This is a genomic window from Kiloniella litopenaei, from assembly GCF_000982415.1.
Taxonomy (GTDB): Bacteria; Pseudomonadota; Alphaproteobacteria; order Kiloniellales; family Kiloniellaceae; genus Kiloniella; species Kiloniella litopenaei.
The window spans coordinates 1-948 of the sequence record NZ_LANI01000060.1 but is presented as its reverse complement, the minus strand read 5'-3'; the positions used below and the strand labels follow the sequence as shown (position 1 = coordinate 948).

The 948-nt window shown below is 42.8% G+C and carries 2 protein-coding genes; one reads left to right on the top strand and one right to left on the bottom strand.

Annotated features, from left to right (window positions below):
• Positions 1-129 precede the first annotated feature (129 nt).
• Positions 130-717 (bottom strand): IS5 family transposase, encoded by a 588-nt coding sequence (locus tag WH95_RS21105; RefSeq protein ID WP_082114258.1) that lies wholly within the window; start codon positions 715-717, stop codon positions 130-132.
• 56 nt (positions 718-773) lie between these two features.
• Between WH95_RS21105 and WH95_RS21900 the strand changes: the two genes are divergently transcribed.
• A partial coding sequence (locus tag WH95_RS21900; RefSeq protein ID WP_407060153.1) for an antitoxin Xre-like helix-turn-helix domain-containing protein occupies positions 774-948 on the top strand: 175 nt, incomplete at its 3' end.

The following is a 948-nucleotide window of genomic DNA, read 5'->3' as shown; positions in this document are numbered from 1 at the left end:
TGCCTTTTTGGAGTTCCCCAACCAGTATATTATTTTCTCTTCACTCATCACATGATTATACCCATATAGGTATAAATCTCAAGAGCATTACATAAAAAATTACCGGAATACTTCTATTAGGGTGTGGACTCAACTGATCCAACATCTTATGGAGAATAGGAATATCATGTTTAAGAAGTTTGCTCCCTTTTTCTCAAATCTTGTTGCCAGCCGTCTCATATCCTTCATTTTACAAAAGAAACGCTCCACAATATTTCTCATTGCATAAAGGTTCTTATCGTGAGGGATCTGCTTTTTGGTGTTACTTTTTGAGGGAATGACAGCCAAAGCCCCTTCATCAGCGATAGCTTCTCTGATTTTATGACTGCTATAAACCTTATCAGCAACAATGGCCAGAGGTGGCACTTCCCAATCAAGGAAGTCAGGCATCAGCTTGCTGTCATGAACGTGACCGCCGCTAATTGCAAGACGGATCGGACGGCCTTTCTGACCTACGGCCGCGTGAACCTTACTTGTCCGGCTTCCGCGTGAGCGGCCAATACTTTCCGCCAGTTCCCCTTTTTTGACCCAGCCGCTGCGCGGTGTGCCTGTACGTAAGATATAAAAGATACCATTCAGAATAAGACGGTCATCCCTACGGGCCGGACCACGACCTTTTTTCGGTAATAAAGGCTCAATAACCAACCATTCGGCGTCGCTTAAATCAAATTGTGCCATCTAAAACTCCCTAAGTTGGGAGTTATGAATCACAAAAAGTCAGACACAGCAAGGTATTGAATTGGGTTCACACCCTAGGTCTTAAGCAAAAAGAAATTTCCGATATTCTTGGTCTTTCTGAAGCGACTATTTCTCGCATGAAAAAGGGCGAATACTTTCTATCAGAAGATAAGAAAGACTTTGAAATCGCAGCTCTATTGATTCGGTTGTTTAGAAGCTTGGATGCGATTG